The following is a 25,519-nucleotide window of genomic DNA, read 5'->3' as shown; positions in this document are numbered from 1 at the left end:
GCGCATTTGGCCAAGTTCTCTGTCGGCATCGACATCGGCGGCACCTTCACAGACATCGTGTTCTACGACCACGAGTCGGGGCGCCACATCAACCGCAAGGTCCTGACGACGCACGATGACCCCTCGCGCGCCGTGATCGAAGGCATGGCGACCGTGATCGCCGACGACGGCGTGTCGCCCGCGAGCATCGAGCGCGTCGTGCACGCCACCACGCTGTTCACCAACGCGCTCATCGAAAGGAAGGGTGCGAAGACCGGCATGGTCACCACGCGTGGATTCCGCGATTTGCTGGAGATCGCGCGCGAGCGCAAGTACGAGATCTACGACATCTTCCTGGAGATGCCCGCGCCGGTCGTGCCGCGCGACCTGGTGGTCGAAGCTGACGGCCGCTTAGGTCCCGACGGTGTCGAGGAGATCCCGCTCGACGAGCAAGGCCTGCTGCGTGAAGTGCAGAAGCTCGTGGACTCGGGCATCGAGTCGATCGCGGTGGTGTTCATGCACTCCTATGTGAACCCCGACCATGAACGGCGGGCCGCAGCCGCGATCGCCGAGCGGTTCCCGAAGCTCGCAGTGTCCGCATCTTGCGACGTCGCGCCGGAGATCCGGGAGTTCGAGCGCGCGTCGACGGCGGCGATCAATGCATACATCCAGCCGCTCGCGCGACTGTACCTCGATCGGCTCGCGGCGCAGGTACGCGAGATGGGCGTGGGTGCACCGCTGTTCATGATGCTGTCGAACGGGGGACTCACGCACCTGGACGAAGCCAAGCGTGTGCCCGTGCAGCTGCTCGAATCGGGTCCGGCCGCCGGTGCCTTGTCGGCGGCATTCTTCGGTCGCCACTCACGCGCGGACCGGCTGCTCGCCTTCGACATGGGCGGAACGACGGCCAAGCTCAGCGTGGTCGACCGCGGCGAGCCGCTGGTCGCATACAAGTTCGAGGCCGCCCGCGAGAAGCGCTTCGCCGAAGGCAGCGGCCTGCCCGTGAAGATTTCGGTTATCGAGCTGATCGAGATCGGCGCCGGCGGCGGTTCGATCGCGCGCGTCGACGACATGGACCTGCTCAAGGTCGGGCCGCACAGCGCGGGCTCGATGCCGGGGCCGGCGTCGTATGGCCGCGGGGGCACGCAGCCGACGGTCACCGACGCCAACTTCATCCTCGGTTACCTCAATCCGGCCTATTTCGCCGGCGGCACGATGGCCATCGACATGGCCGCGGCCACGCGCGCTCTCGAAGCGCTCGCCAAGCGGGCGCGCCTGTCGGTGCCCGAAGTCGCGTGGGGCATGGTCGACGTCGTCAACGAGAACATGGCGAGCGCCGCGCGCGTGCACGTTGCCGAGCGCGGCAAGGATGCCCGCGACTACGCGCTGCTGCCCACGGGAGGCGGCGGCCCGCTGCATTCGTACTACGTCGCGTCGAAGCTGGGCGTGCCGCGCATCATCTGCCCGCCCGCAGCCGGGGTCGCCTCGGCGCTGGGCCTGTTGATGGCGCCGGCCCGCGTCGACCGCGCGACGACGTTCATCGCACGACTCGACACGATGGACTGGAAGCAGCTGGAAGCGCTGTACCGCCGCCTCGAGAAGGACGCGAAGGCCGTGATCGCCGACACCGGACTCGACGCACGCTCGACCGCGGTGCGGCGCCTCGCGGACATGCGCTACGTGGGGCAGGGCTTCGAACTGGTGGTCACGCTGCCAGAGGGGCCGTACACCGCCGCTTCGCGTGATGCGCTGGTCGAAGCATTCGAGAACGAGTACACGGAGACCTTCAGCCGCAAGCCGCCCGCCGGCAGCGTGGAGATCGTGAACATCCGCTTGTCGGCGCAAGCGAGGGCCACGCGCGACGATGTCGTTCTGCACGGCTTCGGCAAGGGCCGCGGCGGCCTCACCGGCAGGCGAGCCGCGTACTTCCCCGAGTACCGCGATTTCCGCTCGACACCGGTGTACGACCGCTACCAGTTGCCCTCGGGCGTCATCCATACCGGCCCGGCCATCATCGAGGAGCGCGAGTCGACGCTCGTCGTCGGCCCCGGCGCGAAATTTCGCGTGGAGCCCAAAGGCAATCTCGTCGTCGACCTTCCCGCCAGCAGGAGCCAGTGACCATGCCCGCAGCACGCAAGACCGCCGCGACCCCGCGAAAGACATCGAAGACGGCTCGCTCGTCTTCTGCCCGCCAAACTGCACCGAAGAAGCTGGTTGCCAGGAACCCGGACGCGAAGAAGGCGATGCCGAGAAAGGCGTCTTCCAGCAGGACGGTCTCGAAGAAGAACGCAGCACCCGCGAAGGCATCGCGAGCGGCAGCGCCACGCTTCGACGCCGTCACGCTGCAGGTGCTGTGGACGCGCCTCATCACCATCGTCAACGAAGCGGCCGCCGCGCTGGCGCGCACGTCGTTCTCGACGCTGGTGCGCGAGGCCTACGACTTCTCCTGCATCATCACCGACGACAAGGGGCAGGGCCTGGCGCAGCCGCCCGGAAGCATCCCCGCGTTCATCGGCACGCTGCCGGCCACGGTCAAGCACTTCCTCGATGTCTTCCCGGTCGAGACGCTGCGGCCAGGGGACATCCTCATCACCAACGACCCGTGGAAGGGCACCGGCCACCTGGCCGACGTGTCGGTGGCCAAGCCGATCTTCCACAAGGGCAAGGTCGTCGCGTTCGCCGCGAGCGTGGCGCACGCGCCCGACATGGGCGGGCGCACGGGGTCGACGGAGTCGCGCGACGTCTACGAGGAAGGCTTCCAGATTCCCGCCATGCGCTTCTGCGCCGGCGGCAAGCCGGACCAGACCTTCCTGAAGATCCTCGAGGCGAACGTGCGTTCGGCCGACGAGGTGGTCGGCGACCTGTGGGCGCAGGTGAGCGCGCTGGAGGTGATCGAGAAGCGCCTGCTGCCGCTGATGCGCCAGTACAAGCTCGAGTCGCTGCGCGAGGTGGCCGACGACATCCACGCGCGGTCCGAGAAAGCGATGCGCACGGCGATCCGTGCGGTGCCCGACGGCACCTACCCCTACGAGTTCCAGACCGACGGCCTGCTGGACACGCCGGTCACGATCCGCATCGCGATCACTGTCAAGGGCGACGAGCTCGAGGTTGACTACGAAGGAACGTCGCCGCAGGCGCACAACGCGCTGAACTCAGCGTACTGCTACACCTACGCGTACACGATGTACGGCCTCAAGTGCGTGCTGTCGCCGGAGGTTCCGAACAACGAAGGCGCGTTCCGGCCGGTGCGCGTGAAGGCGCCCGTTGGTAGCATCGTCAACCACCAGTTCCCCAACTCGGGCTGCTCGCGCGTGATGATCGGCCACTACCTGCCCTTCGCCGTGCTGGGAGCGTTGGGGCAGGTGATCCCGCAACAGGTGATGGCCGGGCCGGGCTCGCCGATCTGGAGCGTGCTGATGCGCGGCAAGGACATGGCCGGCCGCCCCTTCTCCAACAAGATATTCTTCAACGGCGGCGTCGGCGCCAACCACCGGGCCGATGGCCTGAGCACGATGGCGTGGCCGAGCAACGTGTCGCTCACGCCGGCGGAAGTGCTCGAGCAGCTCACGCCGTGCCGTGTCGTGTCCAAGCAGCTGCGGCCCGACTCGGGCGGGGCGGGCCAGTTCCGCGGCGGCCTGGGCCAGGACATCCTGCTGGAGAACCGGTCGGCGCACCCGATGGTGCTGGCGTTCCTCGCCGAGCGCACCAAGCAGCCGGCGCCGGGTCTGGCCGGCGGCAAGGACGGCGAACTTGGTTCGCTGCTGATCGACGGCGAGCCGGTCGACCCGAAGCGGCAGCACATCCTGCAGCCCGGTGGACGCATCCTGATGCGCACGCCCGGAGGCGGCGGCTATGGCTCGCCGGACCGGCGCGCAGCCGACGCGATTGCCCGGGACCGCCGGCTCGCATTCACGGCAGCAGGGGCCAAGCGATGAACGCTCGCCGCGTGGTCGTGACCGGCGGCGCGGGCGGCATCGGCCGCGCGATCGCGCTGCGGTTCGCGCAGGGCGGGTGCGACCTGCACCTGCTCGGGCGCGATGCAGGCAGGCTGAAATCCGCCACCGACGAGATCGTGGGTGTGACGGGCCGCGTGGTCACGAGCGCGATCTGCGACCTGGGTGACGGAGAGTCCCTGCGCGACGCCTTTGCCGACCAGCGCATCGACGTGCTCGTCAACGCGGCGGGCAGCATCACGCGCAAGCCGCTCCTCGACACGCAGCCGGCGGACTGGCGCGGCGCCTGGAGCGACAAGGTGCTCGGCGCGATCGAGGCGACCCGGCTCGCCTGCGAGCGGATGCGCGCGTCGGGTGGAGGCGTGATCGTCAACATCATGGGCACGGCCGGCGTGCGGCTGAACCCGAAGACCATCATGACCAGCACGGCCAATGCCGCACTGATCGCCTTCACGCAGGCGGCGGGCTCGCAGTCGGTCGACTGGAACGTGCGCATCGCCGGCATCAACCCGGGCCTCACGGCTACACCGCGCACGCAAGACCTCGCGGCCGGCCGCGGCGGTGATTCGTACAAGGCCATGCTGGCCGACATGCCGTTCGGGCGCATGGCCTATGCGGGAGAGATCGCCGACTGCGCATGGTTTCTCGCGTCGCCGCAGGCGGCTTACATCTCGGGCACGGTGATCGACGTCGATGCGGGCGCGCGCTGGCGCGCTTGAGCGCGGCCCCCAATTGACTTCCGACTGGAGCTTCCATGGACAAGCGCCGCTTCCTGCAGTTCGCAACGCTGGCCCTGGCCGGCCCGGCCGCGTTCGCGCAGCAGAACGTCACGAAGATCGTGGTCCCCTATCCCGCGGGAGGCGCGTCCGACATCCTGGCCCGCACGCTGGCCGAAAGCCTGCAACGGTCGCTTGGACAGTCGGTCGTGGTTGAGAACCGCACCGGCGCCAGCGGCAACATCGGCGCGGCGCTCGTCGCGAAGGCGCCGCCGGACGGCCGCACGATCCTGCTCGGCAGCCAGGCGCTGTTCGCGGCGAGCACCAGCCTCTACAAGGACACGCTGCCGTTCGATCCGCAGAAGGACTTCGCGCCGGTGATCCTGGCCACGACGTTCGCGTGCGCGGTCGTCGTGCCGCAGGACTCACCGTTCCGGAGCTTCAAAGACCTGCTCGACCGCATCAAGGCTGACGACCGCACCACCTATGCGTCGGCGGGCAACGCGACCATCCAGCATTTCGGCGGCGAGATCCTCAAGCGCACGGCCGGCATCAAGTCGCAGCACGTGCCGTACAAGGGCGGCGCACCGGCGATCACCGGCGTGATGGGCGGCGAGACGACGTTCATGCTCGCGCTGCTGACCGAGGCCATGCCGCTGGTGCGAGGAGGACGCTTGCGCGCACTCGCGGTGACCACACCGTCACGGATTCCCGCGCTGCCGGACTTGCCGGCGGTCGCCGAATTCCTGCCGGGCTTCGAACTGGAAGGCTGGTACGGCTTCGCGGTTCCGGCGGCCACACCGAGGGACGTGGTCGCGCGGCTCAACACGGCTTTCGAAGCCGCGCTCAAGGAACCCGCCGTCCGGGCCAAACTCGACGAAGCCTGGTACGGCGTGGTCGGCGGCCCCCCCGCGCGGCTGGCCGACATCGTGGCCAAGGACACTGCGGTGCTGCGGCGCGTGGTGACCGAGAGCAACATGAAGGTCGATTGAGGGGAGCCGCGTGGTGAAACTCGCCCCATCCATCGTCGCGGCCGTCCTCGCGCTGGTCATGCCGCTGCTGGCGTCGGCACAGGTTTTCCCGGATCGCCCTATCACCTTCGTCGTGCCGTTCGCTGCCGGCGCGGCCACCGACCAGGTCGCACGCGCCGTGGCCGGTGCGGTGGCCACTGCCACGCGGCAGTCGGTGGTCGTCGAGAACAAGCCCGGAGCAAACGGCTTCATCGGCGTGCAGTTCGTCGCCAAGGCGACCGCCGATGGCCACACCGTGCTGGTCACCACCAATTCGACGCAGGTGGTCAACCTGCATTTGTTCCGCAAGCTGCCGTACGACCCGGTGGCCGACTTCGCGCCCGTCACCGCGCTCGGCCGCGGCGGGCAGTTCATGGTGGTCAAGCCGTCGTTCCCGGCGAAGACCGTGGCCGAACTTGTCGCGCTGGCGAAGAAGGATCCGGGCACGTACAGCTTTGGTGCGGGCAGTTCGCAAAGCCGCGTCGGCGTCGAACTGCTGCAGCAGATGGCCGGCATTCGGCTGCTGCACGTGCCGTACAAGGCCAACGCGCAGGCGCTGAGCGACCTCATGGGCGGGCAGACCGACATGATGATGGCCGATGCGACGCTCGCGCTGCCGCAGATCAAGGCCGGCACGCTGCGTGCCCTCGGCTACTCCGGCGACAAGCGCTCGGCCCTCGCGCCCGACGTTCCGACGGTCGCGGAAGCCGGCGTGCCCGGCTACGACATGGGCTATTGGTTCGCGGCCTATGTTCCGGCTAAGACACCACCCGCGGTGGTGCGGCGCTTGAACGAGTTGCTTGTCGCGGCCGCGCACAGCGAGGCTGCGCGCACTGCCTTTTACGGCCAGACAGGGACCGAGATCCTCACGACCACGCCCGAAGGGCTGGCGCAGTTCCAGGCGGACGAGTCGCGCAAGTGGGCCGGCATCGTCAAGTCCGCCGGCATCGAGCCGGAGTAGGAGACCCCATGGCTTTGTACGTATCCGCGGCCGAGGCGAAGCAGCTGCTCGGCATCCCCGATTCGTTGCGCATCGTGGAGCAGGCCTTCGCCGAGTACGGCCGCGAGCGTGTCGTTTCATCCGTGCCGTCGGCTTCGTACATGCTCGTGCAGAACGAGGCGCCGACGATGTTCTGGATCAAGTCGGCCAGCCTGCGGCCGCTCGGCGCTGCCGGTGTATTCTTCGGCGCGCAGTTCGGCGACTACTACTTCATGGTCACCGACAGCCGCACGGGCACGATGCGCGGCATCGTGGAGCAGGCCTGGCTCACCAAGCGCAGGACGGGCACGACGGGCGTCGTTGCCGCACGCAAGCTTGCCGGGCCGAACGCGCGCGTCGCGGCGCTGATCGGCGCGGGTCTCATCGGCGAGGAAGTGGCGCGCGTGCTGCCGCATGCATTCGCGCTCGACGACTTTCGTGTCGCATCGCGCACCTACGAAGGTGCGAGTGCCTTCGTCGAGCGGCTCAAGGCTCAAACCGGCGCACCGATGCGCGCCGTCGCTACCGCCGAAGAAGCGGTTCGTGGTGCCGACATCGTCATCACGATCACGCTCGCCTCGGAAGCTTTCGTGAAGCCTGGCTGGCTCAAGGAAGGCGCCGTGCTCGTGTCGATGGGCGGCGTGCCCGAAGTCGAGTTCGGCGTGCTGGCCGAGATCGACCGGCTGGTGGTCGATGACCCAGATTACGCGCTGCTCAAGGGCGACCTGGCGACCTGGGTCGACCGGGGCCACATCTCGCAGCCCGCGATGAAGGAGCGCATCGATGCCGACCTGGGCGAAGTGATGTGCGGCGCGAAGCCGGGCCGCCGATCGCCGTCGGAACGCATCCTCGCCATCGTGCAGGGCATGGCGGTGTGCGACCTCGCCACTGCGGTGTTCCTGCTGGACAAGGCCGAGACCGAAGGCGTCGGCCAATCCATCGTGGTCACGCCGCAGATGGAGATACCCGCGCTGGACAAGATGCAGCCACGCGCGCAGGCCATCTCCTCGGGCATCCAGCGGAGACGCCCGGGCTGAACCGGCCGCGTCCGGCCCGTCACCCCGCGATCGCCCAACCTGTTGGAGGAGCACTTGGCTCAAACATCCGAAACGATTCGCCCAGGGTCCCTGGCGAGCGATGCCAGCTTGGCGCTCAAGAGCATGGCTGCTTACAGCCCCTACGGATGGCGGGCGAAGCTCGGCGTGATCGTGCCGTCCACCAACACCGCGACGGAGGGCGAATGGCGGCACATGGTGCCCGACGGGGTGTCATTCCACGTGGGTCGCGCATTACTGACCGGAGCCACGTCGCAGGAGTCCTACGACATCATGGCGCGCGGGACCGAACGTGCCGCCGAGGAGCTGGCGACTGCCGACCTCGACCTTCTGGTCTATTGCTGTACGTCGGGATCGTTCATGGTCGGACGCGACGCGCTCAAGAACAAGCTATCCGGGATCAGCCGGTTGCCGGTCACGACCACGGCCGACGCCGTGCTCGAAGCCTTCGCCCGGCTGGGAATCACGCGGGTCGGGCTCGCCACGCCGTACATTGATCTCGTCAACCGTCGCGAAGTGGAATTCCTCGATGAGAACGGCATCACCGTCACGACGGTGATGGGCCTGCAGCTCGGTTCGACAGTCGAGGAGCGCCGCCTGATCAACCGGGTTCCACCCGAAGTGGTGTTCCGGATGGCACGTGCCGTAGATTCGCCGCAGGCCCAGGCGATCTTTCTCAGCTGCACGGCGCTGCCGACGATGGAGATGCTGGAAAGAATCGAAACCGCGCTGGGGAAACCCGTCATAGCCAGCAACCCCGCTACGTTGTGGCACTGCCTGCGGCGTCTCGGGGTGCACGACAAGCTGACCGGGCACGGCAGGCTTTTTGCCGAATTCTGAAGTCACCACGGAATCGCACAACCCGAGGAAAACCGATGAAAGTCGCTGCACGCATCGCCGTCGTGCTCGCCATGCTCTTGAGTTTGGCCGCCCACGCCCAGCCCTATCCCAGCCGCCCCGTGACGATGATCGTCCCGTTCCCGCCGGGCGGCGCCGCGCACCCGATCGGTCGCCTGCTCGCGAACGCGATGTCGAAGAGCCTCGGCCAGAACGTCGTGGTCGATACCAAGGCCGGCGCCGGTGGCGCGATCGGCCATGCCTACACCGCGCGTCAAGCTCCGAATGGCTACACGATCATGTTCACGGCTTCATCGATCGTCACCATTCCCGTAGCCGATGAAGTGAACGGCAGGCAGCCGACGTACCGCATGTCGGACTTCACGCCGATCGCGCTCGTGGCGGCCGACCCCCAGGTCCTGCTCGTGCCGGTGGGCAGCCCATGGAAAACGCTGGCGGACCTGCTGGCCGATGCGAAGGCGCGCCCGGGAAAGATCGCCTACAGCTCGGCGGGGGTCTATGGAACCAGCCACACATCCGTCGAGATGTTCGCGCAAGCAGCAGGAATCAAGTTGCTGCACGTGCCGTACCAGGGTGCCGGGCCGTCGATCTTGGCGCTGCTCGGCGGAGAAGTGCAGCTGACTGCGGTGACACCCGCCGTCGGCTTGCCGCACATCAAGGCGGGCAAGGTCCGTGCGCTCGCGTCTTGGGGTGGAACACGCCTTTCGAACGTCGCCGACATCCCCACGATGAAGGAGTTGGGCATCGACGCTGAGTTCTATAGCTGGGTGGCCCTGTTTGCGCCGGCGGGCCTGCCGAGCGACGTAGCGGAAACGCTCCGCAAGTCCGTGCGCCAGGCCGTCCAGGACCAGGAATTTCTCATGGGGATGGCTGCCCTCACCACCGAAGTCAACCTCCAGGAAGGCGCGCAGTTTGAGGCGTTTCTGGAGCGCGACTCCCGGCGGCTTGGCGAAGCGATTCGCAGGATCGGGAAAACGGAGTAGTGGTTTGCACACAGCGTCGGGCGGCAGATAGTGTTTGATCGGCTACGCGTGGCGTCGGCTGTACGTGCTGAATCGAAGAGACCGCGGCAAGTCAGTCCTTCAACGATTAAAGGACTTAGGGTCTGTCGCCGCGCTAGCGTGGATCTGACGCAGCCCAGCTTCGGGGTCGCGCCCAGTGCACCATGCCGGCAGCATCCCATCTCCATCATGCACCCAAACTCCACCATACCCCGAGTTCGAGTCGAGCACTGGAGCCGGTGAATCCCCGTTCGCGCGACGCAGACCGCCGGAATCTTAGTCCGCAGGTGCAGATAGCTTCCTCCGAAGCTTGCTGCGCCACTCCTAGGTGTAGTTGGCTGTCTGCTGTGGCGTCGCGGGCGCCCTTCCGGCTGCCCATGCCCCAAGAAATTCCGATGCCTCCATCTAAATAAACCTCTTTCCGCTCGCGGCCAGCCCCTTCGATACTGCGCCTCGGACATCAGAAAGGGGAAACATTCATGTCGGGAACCCAGAATTGGCAAGCGACCGCCTGGTCCCGCCGCCGCGTGCTGACCGCCGCCGGCGGCACGGCCGCATGGTCACCACACCCCACGTCTTAGCGCAGCCCGGTGACATTCCCCTCCCGCCCGATCAAGCTAATCGTCGGCTCTCCCGCAGGAGGGTTCACTGACATCGTCATGCGTGTGTCGGCTATCGAGGCCGACAAGAAGCTGGGTCAATCCGTGGTCGTGGAGAACCGCCCCGGCGCGGCCGGCGTGACGTCCTTTCTCGCGATCAAGAGCGCACCGCCGGACGGCTACACGATCGGCGCCGTCAACACCGCGGTGTGGCGCCAGCCCGTTCTCGAGGACGTGAGCTACGACCCGATCAAGGACTTCACCTACATCATCAACATTGTCGACAACGTGTTCGCCGTGGTGATGCTCGCGGACTCGCCGTTCAAGACCTGGGCCGACCTGCTGACCTGGGGTCGCGCCAATCAGGACAGGGTCTCATATGCCAGCCCGCCCGGCCTGGGTCAGAGCGCTCATCTGTTCATGGAGGAAGTGGCCGCGAAGGAGAAGGTCAATTGGCAGGCCGTGCCCTTCAAGGGAAGCGCGGAAAGCGTGACGGCGCTACTGGGGGGCGCGTGACCTTCGGCGCGGACACCGTCATCGGCACCAGCGCCATGGTGCGCAGCGGGAAGGCTCGCTACGTGGCGGTGGCGTCGGACCGCCGCATGAAGAGCTACCCACAGGTTTCCACTATGCGCGACCTGGGCTACCCCATCACGATCGACAGCCCCACGGTCGAGCGGGCGATCCATGCACGGTCATCCGTGCGACCAGGAGAATGTCGAAGGGGTGGGGCGGACCTAGCAAAGCCGCACCTTGAGCGGATCGAATTTCTCGGATTGCAGATGACTTCGCCTGCGTGGGAGGTTCGAGAGGGATCTGCAGCGTGGCCCACCTAGTCCGACCGTCCCAGCGTCAGCAGCCGTTCCTCGCCCCCGATGGTGGCGTAGTACCCCGGCTCTCGGGCCTCGCGCCAGTCCTTGCCGGCTTTGGCCCAGTAGTTCTGGCCGGTCGCAGGGCGGCCGCGACGGCGCGGCAAGTCCCATCCACTGCCACCGGCCCAACGCGCGCCCGCGAATGGGTCCCCATGCGGCCGAGAACAGCGGCATCGTGTAGGCCAGCGCGGCGCAGCGCCGCGACATAGTCTGCGGGGCTCCGCGCGGGGAGCAGCCAGCGACACGCCGGCCCGTAGCACCACGGCGAAGAGGATCGGGAGCGCCAGCAGGACACACGCCGCCCGGAAGGCCATGGGCGGCCAGGAGTTGACGCCCACCTAGGTGATGGACCAGTTGATTCGCCATCCGATGGTGAGCAGGACCGGCAGGACGGGCAGGACCAGGTGAGCTGTGCTGCGTGCAGCCAGACGACGCGCTTGGCGATCCGTCCAGGTCTGCCGTGCGTTGGGTTCAGCCTGATGTCGCGAGGCGTCGGGACACCGAGTCGGCGCAGCGTCTCATGCCGGTCACCAACCGTCCTCCGTCGGATGTGTCCAGGCCGTCGGTGGAGCCGATGGCGGTCAACGCGAGGACCATTGCGCCGTCAGGACCCACGACCGGCACGCTCACGGCGCTGATCGCACCGCCGTAAAGCTCCGCGAAGCGCTCGGTTGCTACCAGGCGGACCACGCCCGTGGCCCGGATGTGCGCCAGCTTTCCGGGCAGCTCCGGGTCGGGCCCGAGGACGCTGGTCGTCGCCAGTTCGCTCTCTATGAATGCCGCCGTCAGTTCGGAGGGCAGCCAGGCAGCGAAAGCGAGGCCGGTGGCGGAAGAAAGGACGGGCAGGACGAGGCCGGTGCGCAGGTTCTCGCTCACAGGTCGTTTCGACTCTTCCCAGCGCACGATTGTCGGTCCGTGGCTGCCCCAGACGCCTAGGCCCAACGTCTCGTCGAGTTCGTCGGACAGGTCGGCCATGGCGCGTGTGGCGATCCGTACGGCCTGCAGCCTGGCGATGTTCGGCCCGGACACCGTGGCTCCAGCGCCGCCGTCATGTGGTTGTGCGACAAGGTAGCGGCCGCCGCCGAACACGAGTGGCTGCCGCGCGTTGCGCTCGATGCGCTCGACCTGGCCCAGGAAGACGACGTGATCGCCTCCCGGGTAGCTGGCGACCTTGCGGCACTCCAGCCAGGCGGCGCAGCCTTCCAGCAGCGGGACGCCGCCGAGGCCGGGAAGGATCGAGTAGTCGGAGAACTTGTCAGAGTGGCCGCGGGCAAAGCGGTTGGAGACCGCCACCTGGTCTTCAGCCAGGATGTTGACGGCGAAACGGTCCGTGTCGCGGAACACGGGATGGCTCGGCGCCGTCAGCGACTGGCTCCACAGGACGAGGGGAGGATCCAGCGAGACCGAGCTGAATGAGTTGGCCGTCAGTCCGTGTGGGGTTCCTGTGGCATCCAGCGTGGTGATGACGGTGACTCCGGTCACGAAGGCGCCAAGCACCTGGCGCAATTCACGTGGGTCGAACAACGAAGTGGGACGGGTTTCCATGTCTTCACGGCTTTCATGGTTTCTCTTTAGCGTTTCCATGGTGCGTTGCCAGGTCGCGCAACGGAAATCAGATGATGTGATCCCCCGGATCACACCCCGTGATCGGCTGGCAGTAGGCTTCTTGATTCCCGGTATCAAGTCAGCTGATTTCGCAGCCGCCCCCCGCGCCGTTACCCTTGCGCCATGAGCGAAGCGATCTCGGCCACCTGGTGCGACCTCGACGCGGGCGACCGCGACACCTTCCTGGACTGGGCACACGCGCACTGGCTGCCCTGGCTTAAGCAGCGCCCGGGCATCGGCTGGGTCGCGCATTGCCGCGGCGTCGGCCATGGGCCGTCTCTGGCCATGTACCACGACATCGCCGGGACTTTCTCGCGCTCGCGAAGTAGCGGCCCGGCCGCATCGACCATGCGTCGGCCGGCACCGGCAGCTCGCGCCACATCTCGATGGAACTGCTCAAGGCCACCAGCCGCATCTCGCTCACCCACATCCCGTACCGCGGTGCCACGCAAAGCATCACCGACCTGGCCGGCGGCCAGATCGGCGCGGGCATGTCGGCGGTAGCCGTGGTGCTGCCCTTCATCAGGGATGGCCGGCTGGTTCCTCGGGCGGTGCCGCAGGCGCAACGCTCGGCCCTGCTGCCGGACGTGCCCACCTTCGCCGAAGCCGGGTTGCCAGGTTTTCAGTTCTCGACCTGGGTAAGCAGGTACGCCCCCAAAGGAACGCCGCGCCCCATCGTCAACCAGTTGAATGGCGAACTGCGCAAGGCGCTGGGCGACGCGGCGTTGCGCGAGCGGCTGACGCCGCTCGGCCTGGAACCCGCGCCCTCGTCGCCGGAAGACCTGCGCGACATGACCCGAAGCGGCCACGTGCGCGTCGGAAAACTGATCAAGGACATTGGCATCAAGCCGGAGTGAAGATGAAACTGGGCATGTTTATGATGCCGTTGCACCCGCTGCACCGGAACCCGACTCAAACCCTACAGGAAGACCGGCAGGCCATCATCCTGGCCGACCAGCTGGGCTTCCACGACGCGTTCGTCGGAGAGCACCTGACGGACAAGGCCGAGAACGTCACCAACTCGATGATCTTTCTGGCGACGCTGATCGCCGAGACGAAGCAGATCAAGCTGGCGACGGGCACTTCCAATCTGTCGCACATGCACCCGGTGCTCGTCGCAGCTCACGCGGCGATGTTCGACCACCTCGCGCAGGGCCGCTTCATCTTTGGCGTGAGCCCCGGTGCGCTGGTGTCCGACGCCGAGGCGCTGGGTATCCTCGACCAGGACCGCAACCAGCTGTTCGCCGAGGCCATCGACGTCATCTTGGCGATCTGGGGCGGCGAGGCGCCATACGACATCGCCCTGCCGAACAATCGCTTCAAGGTGACGACGCGCACCACGCAGGCCGCGGAGATCGGCATGGGCGTCATGTCCAAACCGTTCCAGCAGCCACGACCGGAAATCGTCGGCACCGTGGTGGCGCCGTTCTCCAGAGGCGTCATCGCCATGGGCGAGCGCGACTTTCACCCGCTGTCGGCCAACTTTCTGCTACCCCAGTGGCTGCCCAGCCACTGGAACAACTATTCGCAGGGCAAGACCAACGCCGGCGTGCAGGCCAGCACGGCCGACTGGCGCGTGGCGCGCACCGTGTTCGTGGCGGACGACGTGGCCACCGCCCGCTCGTATGGCCGCGACGACGCCAACAGCCCGTACCGCTTCTACTATTCGCAGCTCTTCACCAAACTCAAGAGGGCCAACCGGCACGAGGTGTTCAAGGAGCGGCGCGACCAGCGCGACGACGAGCTCACGCTCGACGGCGTGCTGGACAGGCTGGTTATCGCCGGCACGGTGAACGAGGTGGTCGACCAGATTCTGACCCTGCGCGAGAAGGTCGGCGACTTCGGCGAGTTGGTGTATGCCGGTATGGACTGGGTCGACGAGAAGCTCTCGCGCCGCTCGATGCAACTGATGGCCGAAGAGGTGATGCCGCGCGTCAACGCTGCAATCGCGGGGCGCTGAGGCGATGACTGCTGGCGCCATCGATCTCGAAGGCCGCTGCAATGTGCCAGGCGCCGCCATCGGCTGGCGCCTGCAAGGGCCGGCCGACGCGCCGGTGCTGATGCTGGGCAACAGCCTGGCGGCGGACGCAAACATGTGGGACTCGAATCTGCCGGCCCTCACAGGCCGCTTTCGCGTGCTGCGCTACGACATGCGCGAGCACGGCGGCTCATCCACGCCACCCCGCCCGTACACGATGGAGTTGCTGGCCGACGACGCCACCGCACTGCTGGACTCGCTGCGCATAGACCAGGTGCACTGCGTCGGCGTGTCTCTCGGCGGCGGGGCCGCGCAGCAGTTGGCTGCGCGCTACTCGGCCCGCATCACATCGGTGGTGCTGTGCGCCACCATGAGCCGGCAGTCCGTGCCAATAGCCTGGGTCGACCGCATCGTGCTCGTGCGGCAGTCCGGCATGCGGGCGCTTCGCGGCCGTCCGAGACCTGATGCAGGACGAGCTGCTGCCCCGCAACGCGATGCCCTGTCTGGTGATGGCCGGCGAGCATGACGTCGCCGCCACGCCGGCGATAGCGCAAGGCATGGCGCATAGCATTGCCGGCGCGCAACTACAGGTGATCGCCGACGCCGCGCACCTGCCCAACGTCGAACGGCATGCCGCATTCGATACCACCTTGCTGGCGTTCCTGCCGCGGTAGCTGTGGGCCCCCCGCCTGTAGACTGCGCGCGCGTAGCTGGTCGGCGTGACGAGGGTTCCATGGTCCCCAGCCTGCGCGAGATCCGTCTGTTCGTCGCCGTCTGCGAAGAGCAGTCCTTCACCGCCGCCGCGGTGCGCGAGCACGCCACGCAGTCGGGCGTCTCGCAGCACATCAAGAATCTCGAAGACCGCCTTGGCGTGCGGCTGCTCGACCGGCAAGAAGGCGTGCGGCCAACGCCGGCCGGAACCGCGTACTACCTACGCTGCCTCTAAGCGCTGAAAGCCCACTCTGTTCGGCCGGACGTGCGATTTCCTGGACTCGACGCCCGATGGCGCGCTCAAGCACGGCGAGCCGGTGCGCCTAAGCGAGCTGCCCGGCCTGCGGCGGATTGTGCCCGGCCTGGCCAATGCGCGGGCGCCGGTGCTCGAGCAGTACTTCGCCGCCAATGGTGTCGCCGTCGCGGCCCGCCGCGAGTCCGACACTATGCTGGGCACCCTGGACCTGGTGGCGCGCAGCGACTGGCGTGCAGTGCTGCTCGGCGTGTTCGACTCGTGCGACGTCGCCTCAGGCGCCTTCACGCTGAACCCGCTGGCCAATCCACCGCTGCTGCTGGACCTGACGGTGATCGAGCCCGAGCGCCAGCCGCTGTCGACCGCCGCCAGTGCCTTTTTCGGTGCCCTGCGAAAAGTGACCGACGAGGTCAACCTGGTGGCGACCCGCATGGCTGAAGAAGGCGCACCACATCAGCGGCGAACATACCCCGCATCAGATCAATTGATAGGGGGACCGGAGCCGCCAGTCCTTACCATGCGAGCTGGTTCCCGATTCAATTCCAAGACACAGGAGACAAGCACGTGCAGACATCCAGCGCCCGCTTCCAGTACCAGAGCGGCCACGACATGCGGTCCGACAACCCGCTGCACATCCGCCTGCTCGAGATGTGGGCCGCGGTGAATAAGGAGACCGACAACGCGCTGTCGGTGGAAGTCGTTCCCTGGGGCGGCCTGGGCGCATCGAAGACTTCGCTGAACAAGTTGCTCACTGGCGAGATGGCCTTCCACCCCATCTCGGGCATGCCGCTGTCCACAGTGGTCCCAATCGCCGGGATGGAAGGCTTGCCCTATGCCTATCGGACCGAGGAGGAAGCCTGCCGCGTGCTGGACGGCCCGTTCGGTGACCTCCTGCGCGAGCATGTGTCGGCGGTCGGGCTGGTGGTGTTCCCGAAGATCTGGCCGCAGGGCTTCAACCAGATGTCGAGCACCTCGCGCGCGATCCGCAGCGTGGAGGACCTCGACGGTTTCAAGCTTCGCACGGCGCAGGTGCCGTACAAGGTGGAACTGTTCACCTCGCTCGGCTGCGACCCGCAGCAGGTGCACTACCAGGGCATCCGCGATGCGCTGGTGTCGGGCCAGGCCGAAGGGCAGGAGACGCCCTACCTCTACACCGAGATCGACGGCGCGGCCGAGGTGCAGAAGTACATGAACATCACCAACCACCGATTCGCCACATTCTGGATGTGCGCGAACCCCAGGACTTGGGCGGCACTCCCCGCCGACGTGCAGGGTGTGGTCACGCGCAATCTCGACAAGTACGTCGAGCTGTACCGCCAAGACATGTGGGCCGCTAACGAAGGTGCGCGCGTGCGGCTGCAGAAGCGCCTGGAGTTCGTGCACACCGACACCAGCGGGTTCATACCGCGGCTAGAAAGGAACGGCTTCTTCGACCGGGCCCGCAAGTCCTTCGGCGCCAAGGCCTGGGACCTGCTGGAGAGCGTGCGCGGCAGCTATCCGCGTTGAGGAGATCGCGATGAATAACCGCTCTATGTCCTGGCGCCGCAATGTGCTGCGTGCCGCTGCCGGCCTGTTGCTGGCGTCCGGCGCCTCCACGGCCTGGGCCCAAGCCTGGCCCGCCAAGCCGATCAGCATCCTGGTCGGCCTGCAGGCAGGCACCGGCTCCGACGTCGCGGTGCGCACCATGGCCGAGCGGCTGGGCAATGCGCTCAAGCAACCCATTGCGGTGGAGAACTTGCCCGGCGCGAGTGGCTTGCTCGCCGCGCAACGCGGCGCTAAGGCGGCGCCCGATGGCTATTCGCTGGTCGTCCTGAGCAGTGCCACGGTCACGTCGATGCCATCGCTCACGCCCAATGTCGGCTTCGACCCGCTCAAGGACCTGGTGCCGATCGCGATGGTGGCCACCATCCCTAGCGTATTCTTCGTGCGCAGCGATTTCCCGGCGAAGACACTGCCCGAGTTGGTGGCCATCGCCAAGGCCAAGCCCGGGTCGCTCACCTACGCTTCGGGCGGTAACGGCAGCGTGCAGCACGTCGGGATGGAAGTCTTCAAGGCTCAGTCCGGCATCGACATGGTCCACGTCCCGTACAAGGGCAGCGTGCAGGCGACGTTGGACATCGCAGGCGGCCGCGTCGACGGCGGCCTGCAGGGCCTGAGCACGGTGCTGCCTTTCCTCAAGGACAACCGCGTGCGCGTGCTCGCCGCCACCAGTGAGGCGAGGACGCCGCTGCTCCCGGACACGCCGACGGTCAAGGAGCTCGGCCTCGGCAATTTCGTCTACGAACCCTGGACCGCGCTGTTCGCGCCGGCCGGCACGCCCAAAGCGGTGGTTGACCAGCTCAACGCCGCCGTGCGCCAGATCAGTGCCGACGCTGCCTACAAGGCCAAGTACGAATCCATGGGTCTAGGCACCGCGGATCTTGCGCCGGACACCCTCGCGCGCATGGTGCAGGTCGAGAATGCCGGCAACGCGAAGATCATCCGGGAGCGGAACATCCGGGCGGACTAACTGGAAAGGCGCCGCAGGCGCCTTGTCACGCCCTGCCTTTCGAGAATCAGCAGTATTGCGCTGCACATGGCTCTGGATAAGACATAGGCGCGTCTAGAGGGGGATAAGCTCGCCTGCAAGGGACGCTCCACCCATGCAACTGGGCCTCAACGCTTCAACTACGACCAGGGTCCGCTGGCGGTCCGGTTCTCGGCATACCGGCACCAGACGACCAACGGCGCTGGCGGAAGCACTTCGGGGACCGACGAGGCCGCCGCCGGGCCATGCGCTTACATGCTCGGCGTAGGGTATGACTTCGGTCGGGCCAAGGCCGGCCTGACCTACGACCGCTCCGAGCTGCGTGACCTCACGGCCGCCGCCACGACTGCGCCCGAGCTGGCTGGTGTGGGCTCCGCGCAGCGGTCCTTGTGGGTGCTGCCTGTCACCGTGCCGCTGGGGACAGGTCAGCTGATCGGCACGTTCGCTCGCGCCAGCGACGTCAAGTTGGGTGTCCGCGGCACCGCGGCCAACACCGGCGCGAAGCTGTTCTCGCTGGGATACAGCTACCCGCTGTCGAAGCGCACGCGCTGGGCATCGTGTATTCCCGATTGGACAATGGCGCGGCCGGCGTCTACCGCCTGTACAACACCGGCAACGTCCTGGTCAACGACGGCGCGGCGAACGTCACCGCCGGAACCGATCAGTCGCTGGTCTACGCCGGCATTCGCCACGTGTTCTGAGTGAACCAGCAGCCCCGTTCTCGCTTCCGTAGGGGCGCAATGGACGGGGGTCGTTGCTGAAGGTGGGGAAGTTTAGGACCGGTCGGCGAAGCCTCACCACTGCTCGCGTTGCGCGGACGCCCCTCTCCGACTGCGTGGCGTGGCATCGATGAGGGGCCTGCCCGAGGGATTGAGAGTCCGCGGGCCGATGTCTGTTTTATGTCGCTCGCCTGCGATCCCAATGCACGCGACGAGGTACCGATGCAGGACGACGCATACGTGAGCTGGCCCGGCTTGGCCTTGGTCAGGCGCACTAGGCCGGCCAGCTGGCCGCGGGAACGTACGGATGGACGCCGGAGGTGATGGGCTCTCCCAGCGGAGCGGCGGAAGTCGCGCTGGGGGAACGCGGCGTTGTTGGTGTCCGCGATGGATACGGCCGCGTCAAGCGTGCTTCCCCGGCCAGCGCGGCGGCGTGGGGAGTCATTCCGCCGTGATGTTGGCCGCCTTCACCAGCTCGGCGTACTTGCGCAGTTCCGCATCCAGCTCGGTGCGGAACGCGGCCGGCGAGCTCGCCACCGGTTCGTAGCCGCCCTTCAGCAGGTAGTCGCGCACGTCGGGCTGCTGCACCGCTTTGGCCACCTCGACGTGCAGTCGCTCGACGACTGCCGCCGGCGTGCCGGCCGGGGCCAGCACGCCGTGCCAGGAGCCTGTGAACTCGTAGCCCGGCAGCACTTCGTTCACTGCCGGCACGTCCTTCGCGCCCGGCCAGCGTTGCGAGCCGGTGTAGCCGAGCGCGCGCAGACGTCCGGCGTGGATGTGCTGCACGGCGGCGGTGGGCGAGACGAACATCACCTGCACCTCGCCGCCGATGAGGGCCGCGAGGGCGGGCGCGACGCCCTTATACGGCACGTGCAGCATGCCGGTGGCCGCGCGCTGGTTGAACATCTCGGCCGCCAGGTGCGTGCTGTTGCCATTACCCGCCGAGGCGTAGCTAAGCTGCTTGCCGGCCTGTTTCGCGACGGCGATGAGGTCCTTGAGCGACCGCGCCGGCACTTCGCTGCCCACGAGGACCAGGTAGCCCTCGCTCACGGCGACGTTGGTCACCGGCACGAAGTCGCGCCGGGCATCGAAGGGCAGCTTCTTGTAGACGCTCGGATTGATGGCGAAGGCGGGTGTCGTGTAGAGGAAGGTGTAGCCGTCGGGCGCCGCCTTGGCCACCGCGTCCATGCCGAGGATGCCGTTGGCACCGGCCTTGTTCTCGATGACGAAGGGCTGGCCTAGTTGCGCCTCCAGTTGCCTCGCCACCTTGCGCGCATTGGAGTCCGGCGTGCCGCCAGCGGGGAAGGGCAGCACCAGGCGGATCGGGCGGCCCGGCCAGGCTTGCGCGCGGCTCCACGTCGGGAGCGTCGAGAGGGCGCCGAAGGCCAGGAGGGTTCGTCGATCCATGGGGTGTCTCGCTGTCATTCCGGCGTGATTTTGGCGGCGCGCACGATGTCGGCGTAGCGGCGCGCCTCAGACTGCACGAACGCCGCGAACTCAGGTTGCGGTCGGCCGCCGGGCTCGTAGCCGCCCTGCACGAGGAAACTGCGCACCTCGGGCACCTGCAGCGCCTTGCGGAACTCGGTGTTCAAGCGCGTCACGATGGCCCTGGGTGTGCCGGCGGGCGCGAACAGCGCGTGCCAGCCGCTGTCGAACGCGAAGCCCGGCAGCGCTTCGGCGATGGCGGGCACGTCGGGCAATTCGGGCCAGCGCTTGGTGCTGGTGAAGCCCAGGGCGCGCACCTTGCCGGACTTGATATGCGCCGTGGCCACCGTCGGCGGGATGAACATGGCCTGCACCTCGCCGGCAATGACGGCGTTGAGCGCGGGTGCCGCGCCCTTATAGGGCACGTGCGTGATCGCGATGCCCGCGCGGTCGGCGAAGGTCTCGGCCGCCAAGTGGAGCGTGTTGCCGATGCCGGGCGAGGAGAAGGTGAGCGGCCGGCCGCGCTTGGCGTGGTCGATGAGGGCTGGCAAGGTCTCCACGCCGAGGGCCGGGTTCACCACGAGCAGGTAGCCGTCGCCCAGGGCCACGTCGGTGATGGGCAGCACGTCGCGCGCCAGGTCGTACGGCACCTTCTTGTACATGCTGGGGTTGATGACCAGCGAGGGCGTGGTGAGCAGCAGCGTGTAGCCGTCGGGCGCGGCCTTCACCAGCGCCTCGGCGGCGATCATGCCGTTGGCGCCGGCACGGTTGTCCACCAGCAGCGTCTGGCCCACCTGCCGCGACACGGCCTCGGCGATCTTGCGGGCGATCGAGTCGGGCGTGCCGCCGGCGGCGAAACCCACCAGCAGGCGGATGGGGCGCTGTGGATAGCCCTCCTGCGCGAACGAAGGGCCGGGCACGGCCGCCGCAGCGGCCGCGGCGAGCAGAAGCGCGCGGCGACCCGGGCTGGCAGGCGCGCCAGCGCAGTTGGCGTCGGATCTCATCATCGGTTGTCTCGCTCCATCGCGCGCAGGTGGGCGCGCCCCGAAACTCTAAGGCGTGAGACCCGCCACCTACAATCCGGGCCGTGCGCGAAAGTCCACAACATGGACGCTGAGTCCAAGTCCAGCACGCGCGGCGCGCAGAGCCTGCGCCGTGCGCTGGCCGTGCTGCGCCTGGTCGCGGAAACGCAGGAGCGTGGCATCCGCCTCGTCGACCTGGTGGCCGGCACTGGCCTTAATCGGCCGACGGTGCACCGCATGCTGCAGGTGCTGCGCGAGGAAGGTGTGGTCGAGCAAGACGGCGAGACGCGCCGTTACCGGGTGGGCGCGGAGCTGGCGCTGCTGGGTATGGCACGCGGCAGCCGCTTCCCGATCCGCGGCGTGGCCGAACCCTTCCTCTACGAGCTAGCGGCCAAGGTCGGCGACACGGTGTTCCTTACCATCCGCCAAGGCGGCGACAGCGTCGCCATCGACCGCGTCACCGGCAACTACCCCATCCAGGTCCTCGCCACCGAGACCGGCGTACGCCGCCCCCTTGGCGCCGGCGTGGCGGGCGTGGTCATCCTCGCGAGCCTGCCGGGCGCCGAAGCCACCGCGCTCGCCGCCGGCAATGCCCGGCGCCTCACGCGGCTCGGCTTGACCGTCGCCGGCCTGCAGGAGCGGGTCGAGGAAGCGCGTGCGCTCGGCTATGCCTGGGCCCCGATGGGCGTGGTGCCGAACACCAGCGCGGTCGCGGTGCCGGTGGTGGACGAACTCGGCAAGCCGCTCGCCGCCGTGACGGTGGCCGCGATGGCTGACCGGCTCTCGCGCGAACGGCTGCCCGTCGTCGTCACCGCGCTGCGCGACACCGCGCGGCGCATCGCGCGACGGCGCAGCGAGCTGGATGGCCGCCGCGCGCCCTGATGTTCACGATGTGGACGGCCGCGGCGCGCGGCGGTTCTCGTGCGTGCGGCAGCGGGGCTACAGTGCCGCGTTCTGAACCGAGCCGCATCACATGAAAGTCATCCAGATCCAACGCACCGGCGGGCCCGAGGAGTTGCAGTGGGTGGACCTGCCCGACCCGCTTGCCGGGCCGGCCGACGCCGTGGTGCGGGCCGAGGCCATCGGCGTGGGCAAGCCCGACGTCATGATCCGCACCGGCGTGTATCCTTGGATGCCGCCGCTTCCAGCCATCCCCGGCAACGAGATGGTCGGCGTGGTTGAGTCCCTGGGGCCCGAGGCGCGCGGCGGCCTGCAGGTGGGGCAGCGGGTGCTGGTCAGCGCGCGCGAGCTGGCCTCGCGCGGCGGCTGCTACGCAGAGCGCATCCGCGTGCCGGCCGATGCGCTGTTCGTGCTGCCGCCGGGCCTGGACCCGCTGGCCGCGGTGAGCATGGGCAACTACCAGCTGGCGCTGGGCATGCTGTTCGATTCGGGGTCGGCGACGCCGCGCTCGGTGCTCGTGCAGGCAGCGGCCGGTGGCGTGGGCATCGCCCTTGTGCAGACCGCGGCTGCGCACGGCATTCAGGTGATCGCCGTCGCCGGCACCGAGGCCAAGTGTTCCTATGTGCGCGAGGCCGGTGCGCACCACGTGCACCGCCGCGGCAGCAGCGACCTGCGCGAGGCGGTGTTGGCGGCCACGGCCGGCCGCGGGGTAGACATGGTATTCGACCACGTCGGCGGCGCCGGCTTCGTGGGCCAGCTGGACCTGCTTGCCGCGCGCGGCACGCTTCTGTCGTACAACGTGCTGCAGGGTATCCCGCCGGAGAATCTAGTCGCGGAAATGCGCAAGCGGCTCGATCGCAGCGTGGCCGTGCGCTGCTACTCGGTGCACGTGTTGGACCACGACCGTGCGCGGCGCCGCGAACTGATGCAGGGCGCCATCGACCTGCTGGCCCAGGGGCGCATCCGCCCGCCCGCGCCGCGCACCTTCGCCTTGCGCGACGCGCAGGACGCGCACCGCTTGCTGGACAGCGCCGACCTGATGGGCAAGATCGTCCTCGTGCCCTGATCGCAGGTCGCAGCCCAGAGGCGGGCAGGTTCCACGATGTGGACGTTCGTCGCATCGCCGGCTTGCCGCCCCTCGGGCGCCTCCCTAGAGTGGCCGCTGTCGTACAACAAGGAGAAGCGATGGTGATGGTTGCAGACTCGCAGGTGCACGTGTGGGGTGACGAGGCCCCCGGCCGGCCTTGGATTGCCGGCGGCCAGGAGCGGCTGCGCCACATGGGCCACCTGCCGTCCCTGGGCCCCGACTACCTGGTGGGCAAGATGGACGAGGGCGGCGTCCAGCGGGCCGTGCTGGTGCCACCGACCTGGGACCAGGACCGCATTGACGTCGCCCTGGAGGCGCACCGGCGTTTTCCTGACCGCTTCCGCGTGATGACACGCATCCCGGTGAACAAGCCCGACGAGGCGCGCGAGATGCTGCGCGGCTTGCGCAAGGAGCCCGGCGTCGCCGGTGTGCGCCTGACCTTCAGCTTCGAGACCGAACGCGACTGGATCCACGACGGCACTGCCGACTGGTTCTGGCCCTACGCCGAGGAGCACGACATCCCGGTGATGATGCTGGTGCCCCATGGCAAGGACAAGGTGGCCCGGATCGCGGAGAAGCACCCGAAGCTGCGCCTCTCGATCGACCACATGGGCATCCTCGGTAACACGACGGACGACAAGGTAGCGCCTTACGTCGAGGCCACCGCGGCGCTGGCCCGCTTCCCAAATGTGACGGTGAAGCTGTCTAACATCCCGAGCTTTTCGACCGCCAAGTACCCCTTCGCCAACGTGATGCCCTACGTGCAGCAGCTGGTGCAGGCGTTCGGCGCACAGCGCTGCTTCTGGGGCACGGACCTGTCCCGCATGCTGGGCAAGTACGGCGTCGATTACACGGCCGGCGTGGCGCTGGTCACCGACCACATGCCCTTCCTGTCGGAACGCGAGAAGGCGCTGGTGCTCGGCGAGGCGCTCTGCACCTGGCTGCGCTGGGACTAGGTTTATCGAGATCAGCGGGAGGCAGGAATGGATCTGGGAATTGCCGGTCGACGCGCGCTGGTGTGCGCCTCGTCAAAGGGCCTGGGGCTCGCTTGCGCCACGGCCCTGGCGCAGGAAGGCTGCGAGGTTACGCTCAACGGCCGCGACGCGAAGGTGCTCGAGAGCGCCGCGCAGGAGCTGCGAGATCGTACCGGCGCGAAGGTGAGCACCGTCGCGGCGGACCTGAACACGGTGGACGGACGGGCGCGCATCGTGGCTGCGTGCCCCAAGCCGGACATCCTGGTGAATAACAACGCCGGGCCGCCGCCGGGCAACTGGTCCGAGTTTCAGCGCGAGGACTGGCTAGCCGCGGTGGAGTCGAACATGCTGGCGCCCATCCTGCTGGTCCAGGCGTTCGTGCCTGGCATGCGGGTACGCAAATTCGGCCGCGTGGTAAACATCACGTCGGCCATGGTGAAGGCGCCACTGGCCCACATGACGCTGTCGACGGCGGCGCGCGCGGGGCTCACGGCGTTCTGCAAGGCAATCTCGCGGGAAGTGGCCGCGGACAACGTCACCCTCAACAACCTGCTGCCCGAGCGTATCGACACCGGTCGCCAGAAGTTCATGATCGAGCGGCGCGCCAAGCTCGACGGCGTGAGCACCGAGGAGGCGCGCCGCACGATCACCAACACCATCGCTGCCAAACGCTTCGGCTCGCCGCAGGAATTCGCCTCGGCATGCGCCTACCTGTGCAGCGACCTGGCCGGCTTCATCTCCGGCCAGAACGTGCAGGTGGACGGCGGCACGTATCCCGGCCTGGTGTGAACTAGGCCTGCTTGATCACGTGGAGGCGCATTGCCGCGAAGCCGGCACGTCGCTTGCGAATCTAGCGCGCGTGCACCTGTTCCAGACCGATCTCGCAGATTTCCAGGGGGTCTACCAGGCTTGGCGTGACCGCTGCCCAGGCAAGCCGCTGCCGTTCGTGCTCGTGCGCACGCCGGCCCCCAGCCGGTCCCAGCGTGCACGCTGGTCGCGGACATGTTGGTCTACGCGCCTTCGTGAAAACGAGGGAACTCTAGCGCACTATCGGTTCGGCAGGCCGGATGGCTCGCGGTCTGTTGCGTCGCGTCATGGCTTACCAGGTACAGACCCGCCCGTACATGGGCTCCCGTACGAACGCAGTGGTCGCTTCAACTAGGGCGCCGCCGAGCAGGATGGTCGCATGCGGTGAGAAGCGTCCGTTGCGCACCTACGGATTGACACTCCGGCGGTTCGGATCGGGACCGCTGTGGTTCAGCTCCACGGGTAGGGACTTCGTCACAGCCACCGGAT

At 67.8% G+C, this 25,519-nt stretch carries 26 protein-coding genes and 1 pseudogene; 23 read left to right on the top strand and 4 right to left on the bottom strand.

Going from position 1 to position 25,519, the window contains the following annotated elements; all coding sequences use genetic code 11:
- Positions 1–6 precede the first annotated feature (6 nt).
- The 9 genes from GON04_RS11060 to GON04_RS11020 all read left to right on the top strand — a co-directional run bounded on the left by GON04_RS11060 (position 7) and on the right by GON04_RS11020 (position 10,666).
- Entirely contained in the window at positions 7–2,097 is a 2,091-nt protein-coding gene (locus GON04_RS11060; protein WP_157397925.1) for a hydantoinase/oxoprolinase family protein, read from the top strand.
- Between the two features lie 125 nt (positions 2,098–2,222).
- Positions 2,223–3,914 (top strand): hydantoinase B/oxoprolinase family protein, encoded by a 1,692-nt coding sequence (locus tag GON04_RS11055; protein ID WP_157397924.1) that lies wholly within the window; start codon positions 2,223–2,225, stop codon positions 3,912–3,914.
- Positions 3,911–4,651, top strand: coding sequence for an SDR family oxidoreductase (locus tag GON04_RS11050; protein WP_157397923.1), 741 nt, complete (start codon positions 3,911–3,913; stop codon positions 4,649–4,651). The genes GON04_RS11055 and GON04_RS11050 overlap by 4 nt, the downstream gene beginning before the upstream one ends.
- Before the next feature lie 35 nt (positions 4,652–4,686).
- On the top strand, positions 4,687–5,640 hold the full coding sequence (locus GON04_RS11045; RefSeq protein WP_157397922.1) for a Bug family tripartite tricarboxylate transporter substrate binding protein: 954 nt from the start codon (positions 4,687–4,689) through the stop codon (positions 5,638–5,640).
- 58 nt (positions 5,641–5,698) lie between these two features.
- The gene (locus tag GON04_RS11040; protein WP_157398476.1) at positions 5,699–6,619 is read left to right on the top strand and encodes a Bug family tripartite tricarboxylate transporter substrate binding protein; all 921 of its coding nucleotides are present in this window, start codon (positions 5,699–5,701) and stop codon (positions 6,617–6,619) included.
- Between the two features lie 14 nt (positions 6,620–6,633).
- Positions 6,634–7,674 carry an ornithine cyclodeaminase family protein gene (locus GON04_RS11035; protein ID WP_157397921.1) on the top strand — a complete coding sequence of 347 codons (1,041 nt, stop codon included), beginning with the start codon at positions 6,634–6,636 and terminating at the stop codon, positions 7,672–7,674.
- A 108-nt stretch (positions 7,675–7,782) separates the two neighbouring features.
- Entirely contained in the window at positions 7,783–8,532 is a 750-nt protein-coding gene (locus GON04_RS11030; protein ID WP_232532975.1) for a maleate cis-trans isomerase family protein, read from the top strand.
- Between the two features lie 35 nt (positions 8,533–8,567).
- The gene (locus GON04_RS11025) at positions 8,568–9,533 is read left to right on the top strand and encodes a Bug family tripartite tricarboxylate transporter substrate binding protein (RefSeq protein WP_157397920.1); all 966 of its coding nucleotides are present in this window, start codon (positions 8,568–8,570) and stop codon (positions 9,531–9,533) included.
- A 608-nt stretch (positions 9,534–10,141) separates the two neighbouring features.
- On the top strand, positions 10,142–10,666 hold the full coding sequence (locus tag GON04_RS11020) for a tripartite tricarboxylate transporter substrate-binding protein (protein WP_157397919.1): 525 nt from the start codon (positions 10,142–10,144) through the stop codon (positions 10,664–10,666).
- Positions 10,667–10,982: 316 nt separating this feature from the next.
- Here the strand turns inward: GON04_RS11020 and GON04_RS11015 are convergent, their stop codons facing one another.
- Together GON04_RS11015 and GON04_RS27175 are read right to left on the bottom strand one after the other, a co-directional pair.
- Complete coding sequence (locus GON04_RS11015; protein WP_157397918.1) at positions 10,983–11,126, bottom strand: hypothetical protein; 144 nt, start codon at positions 11,124–11,126, stop codon at positions 10,983–10,985.
- Positions 11,127–11,493: 367 nt separating this feature from the next.
- Entirely contained in the window at positions 11,494–12,606 is a 1,113-nt protein-coding gene (locus GON04_RS27175; RefSeq protein WP_157397917.1) for a flavin reductase, read from the bottom strand.
- 362 nt (positions 12,607–12,968) lie between these two features.
- On the opposite strand from GON04_RS27175, the gene GON04_RS11005 reads away from it, so the two are divergent.
- From GON04_RS11005 to GON04_RS26750, 10 genes and pseudogenes are all read left to right on the top strand, one after another.
- Complete coding sequence (locus tag GON04_RS11005; protein ID WP_181654046.1) at positions 12,969–13,484, top strand: tripartite tricarboxylate transporter substrate-binding protein; 516 nt, start codon at positions 12,969–12,971, stop codon at positions 13,482–13,484.
- A gap of 2 nt (positions 13,485–13,486) precedes the next feature.
- Complete coding sequence (locus GON04_RS11000; RefSeq protein ID WP_157397916.1) at positions 13,487–14,587, top strand: LLM class flavin-dependent oxidoreductase; 1,101 nt, start codon at positions 13,487–13,489, stop codon at positions 14,585–14,587.
- Positions 14,588–14,591: 4 nt separating this feature from the next.
- Complete coding sequence (locus GON04_RS10995) at positions 14,592–15,131, top strand: alpha/beta fold hydrolase (protein ID WP_157397915.1); 540 nt, start codon at positions 14,592–14,594, stop codon at positions 15,129–15,131.
- Positions 15,115–15,279 carry an alpha/beta fold hydrolase gene (locus tag GON04_RS10990; RefSeq protein ID WP_198349252.1) on the top strand — a complete coding sequence of 55 codons (165 nt, stop codon included), beginning with the start codon at positions 15,115–15,117 and terminating at the stop codon, positions 15,277–15,279. Before GON04_RS10995 ends, GON04_RS10990 begins: the two co-directional genes overlap by 17 nt.
- Before the next feature lie 59 nt (positions 15,280–15,338).
- Positions 15,339–15,551: a LysR family transcriptional regulator gene (locus tag GON04_RS10985; RefSeq protein WP_157397913.1), complete on the top strand. Its 213-nt coding sequence runs from the start codon at positions 15,339–15,341 to the stop codon at positions 15,549–15,551.
- Positions 15,552–15,567: 16 nt separating this feature from the next.
- A complete protein-coding gene (locus GON04_RS10980) occupies positions 15,568–16,233 on the top strand; it encodes a LysR substrate-binding domain-containing protein (RefSeq protein WP_338050961.1) in 666 nt (221 codons plus the stop codon).
- Entirely contained in the window at positions 16,134–17,075 is a 942-nt protein-coding gene (locus GON04_RS10975; RefSeq protein WP_157397911.1) for a TRAP transporter substrate-binding protein DctP, read from the top strand. Before GON04_RS10980 ends, GON04_RS10975 begins: the two co-directional genes overlap by 100 nt.
- Before the next feature lie 25 nt (positions 17,076–17,100).
- On the top strand, positions 17,101–18,078 hold the full coding sequence (locus GON04_RS10970) for a Bug family tripartite tricarboxylate transporter substrate binding protein (protein ID WP_157397910.1): 978 nt from the start codon (positions 17,101–17,103) through the stop codon (positions 18,076–18,078).
- A 162-nt stretch (positions 18,079–18,240) separates the two neighbouring features.
- Positions 18,241–18,636 (top strand): annotated as a pseudogene (locus tag GON04_RS27250) (porin); the annotation flags it as partial.
- A gap of 17 nt (positions 18,637–18,653) precedes the next feature.
- On the top strand, positions 18,654–18,797 hold the full coding sequence (locus tag GON04_RS26750; RefSeq protein ID WP_232532973.1) for a hypothetical protein: 144 nt from the start codon (positions 18,654–18,656) through the stop codon (positions 18,795–18,797).
- 459 nt (positions 18,798–19,256) lie between these two features.
- On the opposite strand, the gene GON04_RS10960 is transcribed toward GON04_RS26750, so the two are convergent.
- Together GON04_RS10960 and GON04_RS10955 are read right to left on the bottom strand one after the other, a co-directional pair.
- The gene (locus GON04_RS10960) at positions 19,257–20,222 is read right to left on the bottom strand and encodes a Bug family tripartite tricarboxylate transporter substrate binding protein (protein ID WP_157397909.1); all 966 of its coding nucleotides are present in this window, start codon (positions 20,220–20,222) and stop codon (positions 19,257–19,259) included.
- 14 nt (positions 20,223–20,236) lie between these two features.
- The gene (locus GON04_RS10955; RefSeq protein WP_198349249.1) at positions 20,237–21,244 is read right to left on the bottom strand and encodes a Bug family tripartite tricarboxylate transporter substrate binding protein; all 1,008 of its coding nucleotides are present in this window, start codon (positions 21,242–21,244) and stop codon (positions 20,237–20,239) included.
- A gap of 102 nt (positions 21,245–21,346) precedes the next feature.
- Here GON04_RS10955 and GON04_RS10950 point away from each other — a divergent pair, with 102 nt between their 5' ends.
- From GON04_RS10950 to GON04_RS10935, 4 genes are all read left to right on the top strand, one after another.
- The gene (locus GON04_RS10950) at positions 21,347–22,144 is read left to right on the top strand and encodes an IclR family transcriptional regulator (RefSeq protein ID WP_157397907.1); all 798 of its coding nucleotides are present in this window, start codon (positions 21,347–21,349) and stop codon (positions 22,142–22,144) included.
- Between the two features lie 91 nt (positions 22,145–22,235).
- On the top strand, positions 22,236–23,228 hold the full coding sequence (locus tag GON04_RS10945) for a zinc-dependent alcohol dehydrogenase family protein (protein ID WP_157397906.1): 993 nt from the start codon (positions 22,236–22,238) through the stop codon (positions 23,226–23,228).
- 119 nt (positions 23,229–23,347) lie between these two features.
- Positions 23,348–24,205, top strand: a complete 858-nt coding sequence (locus GON04_RS10940; RefSeq protein WP_157397905.1) for an amidohydrolase family protein — start codon at positions 23,348–23,350, stop codon at positions 24,203–24,205.
- A gap of 27 nt (positions 24,206–24,232) precedes the next feature.
- The gene (locus GON04_RS10935) at positions 24,233–25,012 is read left to right on the top strand and encodes an SDR family oxidoreductase (protein ID WP_157397904.1); all 780 of its coding nucleotides are present in this window, start codon (positions 24,233–24,235) and stop codon (positions 25,010–25,012) included.
- Positions 25,013–25,519 lie beyond the last annotated feature (507 nt).

It is taken from the genome of Ramlibacter pinisoli (assembly GCF_009758015.1).
In the GTDB taxonomy this organism is placed as follows: Bacteria; Pseudomonadota; Gammaproteobacteria; order Burkholderiales; family Burkholderiaceae_C; genus Ramlibacter; species Ramlibacter pinisoli.
This window is presented reverse-complemented; position numbering and strand designations above follow the sequence as displayed.